We start from the raw sequence: 340 nt of genomic DNA on the forward strand, positions 1-340 counted from the left end.
CAGCCCGATGATAAGGAGCAGCAAAAGAATGAGCAGCCAAAAGCAGGAGAAGAGCCAAAACAGCCACAACAACGGCCGGGGCAACTTTCTCCCCAGCAAATAAAGAACTTGCTGGAGGCAATGGGGAACGAGGAAAAGAAAGTACAGGAGAAGATCAATGCTAAAAAAGCCAAAGGCATGCCTGTACAAACCGATAAAGACTGGTAATAGAAAATGAAGCAGAAATTGGTACTTTTCATAATGTTAATGATGTCCGGCCTTGCCATTGGGCAGGTCCAGTTCACCGCCAATGTGAGCAAGAATAAGCTGGGGGTGAATGCGCGGCTGCGGGTGGATTTTG

1 pseudogene is annotated in these 340 nt (G+C 47.6%); it reads left to right on the forward strand.

The window, feature by feature from the left end:
• Positions 1-207: pseudogene (locus tag HC175_RS21625) on the forward strand (tetratricopeptide repeat protein); the annotation flags it as partial.
• Positions 208-340: the final 133 nt, after the last annotated feature.

It is taken from the genome of Salinimicrobium oceani (assembly GCF_012037645.1).